This window comes from Amycolatopsis sp. SID8362, assembly GCF_010550475.1.
Taxonomy (GTDB): domain Bacteria; phylum Actinomycetota; class Actinomycetes; order Mycobacteriales; family Pseudonocardiaceae; genus Amycolatopsis; species Amycolatopsis eburnea.
Genome location: NZ_JAAGNB010001609.1, coordinates 1 through 7,171 on the forward strand (window position 1 = coordinate 1; position 7,171 = coordinate 7,171).

A 7,171-nucleotide genomic window follows, 5' to 3' on the forward strand; every position below is an offset into this window, starting at 1 on the left:
CGACCTCGCCAAGATCGAGACGGCCGCCGCCGGCAAGCGCGCGGTCTGGGTGAGCGGCGCGCCCGGCGTCGGCAAGACCGGCCTCGCCGTCGAGGCCGCGCACCGGTTGCGCGACCGGTTCCCGGACGGCCAGCTCCTGGCCAGGCTCAACGGGTTCACCCCCGGTGTGCCCGAGACCAGCGTCGGCGACGCGCTCACCGAGCTGCTGCTCGAACTGGGCGTGCCGGCCGAGCAGATCCCGGCCACCGTCGGCCGGAAGGTCACGCTGTACCAGACCACCCTGTACGGCACGCGCACGCTGGTCGTGCTCGACAACGCCGCGTCGGCGGAGCAGATCCGGCCGCTGCTGCCCGAAGACGGCGGCTGCCTCGCGATCGTCACCAGCAGGCGGATGGGCGACACCGGCGAGCCGGTCCGGCTGTCGCCGTTGCCGCCGGACGAGGCCGCCGAGCTGTTCACCGCGCTGACCGACGCGCCGCGGGTGCGCGGGCGGGCGGCCGAGGTCGCGCTGGTCGTCAAGCGGTGCGGGTTCCTGCCGATGCCGATCCGGGTGGCGGCGGCGTTGTTCCGGCGGCACGACAAGTGGCCGCTGGAGCACCTGCTCCACCTGCTCGAACAGGGCGGCCCGCTGGCCGAGGACGACGGCATCGCCGCCGTCCGGGTGTCCTACCAGCAGCTCGGTGAGCCGCAGCGCGCGATGTTCCGGCTGCTCGGCGGCCTGCCGGGGCCGGACGTCGACGTCGCCGGCGGCGCCGCGCTCGCCGGGTGCGACGTCGTCGAGGCCCGGCGGCTGCTCGACGAGCTGCACGAGGTCAGCCTGCTGGAGGAGGCCGCGCCCGAGCGGTACCAGATGCTGGACCCGCTCAAGGCGTACGCCGCCGCCGAACCGGCGCCCCGGCAGGCACTGGTGCGCCTGCTCGACTTCTACCTGGTCACGCTCGCGGCCGCGGTCGGCGCCGCCTACCCGTTCGACCAGGCCCAGCAGCCGGCGTCGGACCGGTCCTGCCCGGTCGCGCCCGCGTTCGCCGACGAAGCCGCCGGCCTGCGGTGGATCGCCGCGGAGCGGGACAACCTCGTGGCCGCGATCCGCTTCGCCGCCCGGCACGACCTGCCCGAGCACACCTGGCGGCTGGCCGTGCTGCTGTGGCGCTACTTCAACACCACCAACCAGTTCGAGGACTGGATCGGCACGCTCGAGCTCGCGTGGCGGACCGTGTCGGCCGATCCCGGCAACGACTACGGCCAGGCGCACGTGCTGCTCCGGCTGGCGACCGCGAACGACCGGCGCGGGCGGCTCGCGGAAGCGCTGGAATTCGCCGCACAGGCGCTGCCGAAGTGGCACCGGCTCGGTGACGTGCGTGGCGAAGCGGCGACGTTGTGCGCGCTCGCGATCCCCACCATGGAGCTGGGCAAGCACGCGCAGGCGATCGCCCACCTCGATGCCGCGCTGGCGAAGTACGAGCGGACCGACGACCGGCGGGGCGAAGCCCACGCGCTGAGCATGCTCGGCTACCTCAACGAACTGCACGGCCACCTCGAAGTCGCGTTGGGGCAGCACGGCGCCGCGGCGCGGATCCTGCGGGAGATCGGGCACGTCCAAGGCGTCGCGCACGCGCTCAACAACCTCGGTTCGGTGCAGGAGAACCTCGGCCGGCTCACCGAGGCGCTGGGCAGCTACACCGAGGCGCACGCCCACGCCGCCGAAGTCGGCGACCACTGCGTCGAGGCCTACGCGCTGAACAACATCGGCAACGTGCACCGCGAGCTGGGGCGCTACCCCGAAGCCGTGCGCTACCACGACAAGGCCAAGGAGGTGGCGGCCAACGTGCCGGACGCCGACCTGCGCACACAGCTCTACCTCGACCGCGGCGCGACCGCGCTCGCCAGGGGTGCGCACCGGGACGCGCTCGTCGCCGGCCGGGCTGCCCTGGATCTGGCCGCCGGCGACGGGAACCGCACCTACCAGGCCCGGGCGCACCAGCGGGTCGCGGAAACGCTGCACGCGATGGGCGAGCACGGTGACGCCGTCGTGCATTGGGACGCCGCCGTCGAGGCGTTCACCGAACTCGGTTTGCCGGAGGCCGGGGAATTGCGCACCGAACGCGCGCAATGGGAATGCGTCTGCGCGTCGCACTGAAAAGCGTTTCGGGCCGGCCGCTCCTTGCCCGGCCGGCCCGGTTCGCGTCAGCCGTGCCAGGGGTTGCCGTCGGTACCCGCCGGGGGCGGCGTGGTCGTGGTGACCGGGGGCGGCGTGCTGCCGTCGCCGTCGGCGAACGCCGTGGCGGAGCCGATCAGCGGCGCGGCCGCGACGATGCAGAGCGCGAGCACGGGGCCACCGATCTTGGCCAGCTTTCTGGGCAAGGACATGACGAATCCCTCCTCGGGAATGGTTGTTTCAGGGGATTCCGGAGGATTTCCGGCCCTGCAACCAGGATTCGTCACGCGGCATTTCGCGACTAGGGGTTTCCCGTTTCACGCAGGAACAGGAAACAGGAAACACCGCCGGCGAACAGGAGCACGGCGGCCGTGGTCAGCGCGAAAGCCGTCGAGGTTCCGGACGCCAGCACCCCGAGGACGGCGACTCCCAGGACCGCGCCGGTCTGGCGGGACGCGTTCAACGCGCCGCCCGCGATTCCCGCCAGCTCCGGCGGGGCCGAGCCGACCACGGCAGTCAGCAGGGACGGGATCGCCAGCGAGACGCCGAAGCCCAGCGACGCCAATGCCAGCACGGAAAGCATGGGCGAGCACGCCTCGATCAGCGTTCCCAGCGCCATCAAGGAAAAGCCTGCAACCGCGGGAATGCGCGGGCCGACACTGGCGACCAGGCGGCCGGTGAAGATCGGGTTGAACGCCGTCGGGATGGTCAGCGGGAGGAACGCCAAACCCGTCGCCGAAGGGGCGTAGCCGCGGGTTTGCTGGAAGTACAGCGAGAGGACGAACAGGACGCCCGACAGGCCGAAGTTCACGATCGCGCCCGCCAGGAGGCCCCAGGAAACGAGCCGGCGCGGGAGCATCGCGTCCGGGCGGCGCTGGGCCCGGAGGAACACCAGCGCGGCCACGACGGCGGGGATCAGGGGCCAGAAAACGGCTTCCACCAGGGCATACGTCAACGTCGACAAAGCGACTACCGCGGACACCTGGCTGACCACGTCCAGCCGGCGCGGCTTGGGCGGCGTCGACGGCGCCGAGCGGGACAGCGCCAGCGCGAGCAGCGCCACCGGGACGTTCACCACGAAGATCGCGCGCCAGCCGAACGCCTCCGTCAGCACGCCGCCCAGCAGCGGGCCCGCCACCAGGCCCGTTCCGCTCACCGCCGCCCACACCCCCATCGCCTTGGCACGCGCGGCGGGCACCGGGTAGGCCGTCGCGATCAGGGACAGCGACGACGGCACCAGCAGCGCTCCGGCCACGCCCAGAAGGGCACGCAGGGCGATCAAGACCGTCGGGGACGCGAGGGCGGACAGGCCCGACAGCGCCGCGAAGGAGACCAAGCCGGTGAAGAACACCCGGCGGGCGCCGAAGCGGTCGGACCACGCGCCCGCCGTCAGGAGGAACGCCGCGAACGTCAGCGTGTAGCCGTTCGAAATCCATTGCTGGTCCACGAGCGAGGGCGACAGCGACGGGAGCGCCACCGTCACGATCGTCGTGTCCAGCATGACCAGGAAGTAGCCCAGCGAGAGGCCGGTGAGAAGTCTTGCCACACCGAAACCTTGGACTCTCCGTGACACCGGTGGAAGCAGGGAGTTACGATGGTGGGTATCGGGAACTCCGATGGGAGATGCCATGGAACTGCGTCACCTGCGCACCTTCCGCGTGGTCGCGCGGACGCTCAACTTCACTCGCGCCGCATCGGAACTGCACTACGCGCAGTCCAGCGTCACCGAGCAAATCCAGGCGCTGGAAGCGGAACTCGGGTCGAAGCTGTTCGAGCGCGGGCGGCGGCTGCGGCTCACGTCCGCCGGGGAACGCCTGCTCGGGTACGCCGACCGGATGCTGTCCCTCGCCGAGGAAGCCAAGGCCGCGGTCGAGGAGAACCGGGGTGAACCCGAAGGCGAGCTGACCATCGGCGCGCTGGAAACCCTGTGCGCGCAGTGGATCCCGGAGATCTTGAGCGAGTACCGGGCCAAGTGGCCGCGCGTGCGGCTGACGCTGGAAGAAGGCGGCCGCGGCGAGCTGTACCAGGCCGTTCGACAGTCCGAAGTGGACGTCTGCTTCACCTTCGGCAGCCCGCCGGACGACCCCGCGTTCGCGAGCGAAAGCCTCGGGGACGAACCGCTCGTCGTCCTCGTCCCACCCGGACACCCGTTGGCGGATAAGGAAACCCTGGCACCCGGCGATCTGCGGGGCGTCGGTTTCCTCGCCACGCCGAAGGGGTGCGGCTTCCGGGAAATGCTGGACCGGATCGACAGGCCCGTCGTCGACGCGGAAGTCGGCAGCATCGCCGCGCTCGGGCGGTGCGTGGCCGCCGGGATGGGGTGCGCGCTCGTGCCCGCGCTCGCCGCCCACGGTGACGCGGTCGCCGTGCCCCTCGCCGGGGAGACGACCGCCGTCACCATGACCTGGCGCAAGCGGGACGAGCACAAGCCGAACGTCGCCGCGCTGCTCGCCACCGCGGGCCGCGTCAGGGCTTGAGCACCTCGAGCCCGTCGGCCACGACGACGCCGTCGTGCAGCACGGTCCGGTCGCGGCCGCGGTCCATCACCGCGCTGGTCGGGGTCTCGCCGTCCACCAGCACCAGGTCCGCGCGGTCGCCGGCGGCCAGGCCCGGCCGGTCGCCGAGGCCGGCCAGGCGGGGGACGTCGTGGCTCATGATCGACGCGCCGCCCATCGTGGCGACCGCCAGCGCCAGCTCGATGTCCGCGTCGCGGCGGAACCCGCGCGTGAACGCCAGCTGCCACGTCCGGTCCAGCAGATCGCAGTTGCCGTACGGGCTCCAGTAATCGCGCTGGCCGTCCTCGCCGAGCCCGATCCGCACCCCGGCCGCCACGAGGTCCAAAAGGGACAGCTGTCCGGCGGCGGACGGCGCCACCGTGGTCATCGCGACGTCCAGGTCGGCGAAGTCGTCGATCACCCGGCGGCTGACCGACTCGGAGATCGAGCCGAGGTCGTAGGCGTGCGACATGGTGACCTTGCCCCGCATGTCGAGCGCGCGGACGCGGTCGAGCACCAGGTCCGTCGAGAACAGGCCGAGGTGGCCGGGCTCGTGCAGGTGGATGTCGATCTCCGCCTGGTGCTTCTCGGCCAGGCCGAACACGGCGTCCAGGTGCCCCTTCGGGTCCTTGTCCACAGTGCACGGATCGATGCCGCCGATCACCGTCGCGCCGGACCGCATCGCCGCGTCGAGGACGTCCAGCGTGCCCGGCTCGCGCAGGATGCCCGCCTGCGCGAACGCCATGACGTGCACCTCCGCCTGTCCCGCGAACTTCTCGCGCGCGGCCAGCACGGCGTCGAGCTTCTCCAGTCCACAGTCGACGTCGACCTGCGCGTAGCTGCGCACCCGCGTGGTGCCGTTGGCGATCATCCGCTCCAGCGTGCCCGCCACCCGTTCCGGCAGCGGGACCTCCGCCGAGCGCCAGTTCTCCCGGTCGTTCGTCATCATCGCCCAGACGCCGGGGCCACCGGTGTGCGGCCGGAACGGCAGCCCGATGCGCGTCGAGTCGAGGTGCACGTGGACGTCGCTGAACGCCGGGAACAGCAGGCGGCCACGGCCTTCGACCGCACCGGGGACCGGCGCCGGATCGTGCGGGCGGACCGCCGCGATCCGGTCGCCGTTCAGCTCGACGTCACTGCGTTCGCCGCCCCAGGGCCGGACATCTCGGATCCACATGGGAGCCACGGTAGTCACTTGCCGAGCGCGTCCACGCCGGCCTGGGCGAACGTCTCGTCCTGCGCGCCGGAGGGCGCACCGGCGACGCCGATCGCGGCGATCGGGGCGTTGCCGGCGGTCACCGGGACGGCGCCGGCCAGGAACAGCGTGCCGTCGATGTCCTTCAGCGTCGGGGCCTGCTGGAGGCGGCCGGCCAGCTCGGACGTCTTCGCGTTCCACGAGACCGCCGTGAACGCCTTCTGCTGCGCCGAGCTGTAGGACTGCGGGCCCGCGCCGTCGCCGCGCAGGGTCAGGACGGTGTTGCCGTCGCGGTCCACCACGGCGACCGACACGCGCTGGCCGGCCTTGGTGGCGGCGTCCAGCGCGGCCTGGGCGGCCTTGGAAGCGGCCGCGATCGACAGGTGCGAGGTCTGGACGACGTTCTTGCCGTCGGCCTGGGCCGCGGCGGCCGGGGCGGCCGGAGTGGCCGGAGTGGCCGGGGCCGCGGTGGCCGAGACGGCGCCGACGGTGGTGGCGCCGACCGCGGCGAGGCCGGCGACGGCGGCGGCGATGCGGGTGCGGGTCGAGATCATGGTCTGCTCCTCGGGTCGGGGTTCGATGGCTCCAGCTTCACCCCGCGACCAGGGGGTTCTCATCGGCGTCCCGGCCGACACCGGGGTCATCCGATCGGCTGATGCGCGGCCCGCCGGCCGGGTCGACGCTGGTGCCGGACGAGGAAGGAGCCAGCATGGACGGCATGGCAGAAGCCGACACCCGGTGGCTCGCCGCCGTCATGCACTCGGCGTTCCTCCTGCTGGTGCTCGCCTCGGCGGTGCGGTTCCTGACCCGCCACGAAGGCACGCCCCTGCAGCCGTGGGTGATCGGGTTCACCGCGGCGCTGGTCGTCGCGTACGGCGCCGGCCTGTTCGCCGGGCGGCACCTGCTCTGGCTGACCGTCGTCCTGGCGCTCTGGATCGTCCTGGTGGTGCTCGCCCCCAGCTTCGCCTGGTCGGCGATCCCGCTGCTGGTCACCGGCCTGCGGACGCTGCCGACCGGGCAGGCGCTCGCGCTCGTCGGCGTGATCACGGCGCTGGTCGTCGTGTCGCAGAACCGGCTGGCCGACGGCTTCGACCCGAACCTGACCATCGTGCCGATCGCCATCGCCGCGGTCACCGCCGCGGTGATCACCTTCATGCGGCGGCAGGCCGAGCGGCTGCGCGAGTCCGAGCGCCGCGCCGGCGTGCTCGCCGAGCGCCACCGCGTGTCGCGGGAGCTCCACGACGCGCTCGCGCAGGGCCTGTCCAGCCAGGCGATGCTGCTGCAGGCCGCCGACCAGGCGTGGGACCGGCCCGAGCTGGCCCGCGA

General features: G+C 72.6%; 7 protein-coding genes. 3 read left to right on the plus strand and 4 right to left on the minus strand.

Features of this window, described 5'->3' with window-relative positions; genetic code table 11:
• The coding region (locus G3I65_RS49520) for a tetratricopeptide repeat protein (RefSeq protein WP_160702650.1) at positions 1–2,137 on the plus strand (2,137 nt) is incomplete at its 5' end.
• Between the two features lie 47 nt (positions 2,138–2,184).
• Here the strand turns inward: G3I65_RS49520 and G3I65_RS49525 are convergent.
• Together G3I65_RS49525 and G3I65_RS49530 are read right to left on the minus strand one after the other, a co-directional pair.
• Entirely contained in the window at positions 2,185–2,367 is a 183-nt protein-coding gene (locus tag G3I65_RS49525) for a hypothetical protein (RefSeq protein WP_160702651.1), read from the minus strand.
• Positions 2,368–2,456: 89 nt separating this feature from the next.
• A complete protein-coding gene (locus tag G3I65_RS49530; protein ID WP_160702652.1) occupies positions 2,457–3,701 on the minus strand; it encodes an MFS transporter in 1,245 nt (414 codons plus the stop codon).
• A gap of 82 nt (positions 3,702–3,783) precedes the next feature.
• Here G3I65_RS49530 and G3I65_RS49535 point away from each other — a divergent pair, with 82 nt between their 5' ends.
• Entirely contained in the window at positions 3,784–4,632 is an 849-nt protein-coding gene (locus tag G3I65_RS49535; RefSeq protein WP_160702653.1) for a LysR family transcriptional regulator, read from the plus strand.
• On the opposite strand, the gene G3I65_RS49540 is transcribed toward G3I65_RS49535, so the two are convergent.
• Positions 4,622–5,827, minus strand: a complete 1,206-nt coding sequence (locus G3I65_RS49540) for an amidohydrolase family protein (RefSeq protein WP_160702654.1) — start codon at positions 5,825–5,827, stop codon at positions 4,622–4,624. The two genes, G3I65_RS49535 and G3I65_RS49540, sit on opposite strands and share 11 nt — an antisense overlap.
• A gap of 14 nt (positions 5,828–5,841) precedes the next feature.
• Positions 5,842–6,399 carry a heme-binding protein gene (locus tag G3I65_RS49545; RefSeq protein ID WP_160702655.1) on the minus strand — a complete coding sequence of 186 codons (558 nt, stop codon included), beginning with the start codon at positions 6,397–6,399 and terminating at the stop codon, positions 5,842–5,844.
• A 155-nt stretch (positions 6,400–6,554) separates the two neighbouring features.
• Here G3I65_RS49545 and G3I65_RS49550 point away from each other — a divergent pair.
• Positions 6,555–7,171 (plus strand): histidine kinase (locus G3I65_RS49550; RefSeq protein ID WP_239071923.1); only part of this gene is annotated, 617 nt, incomplete at its 3' end.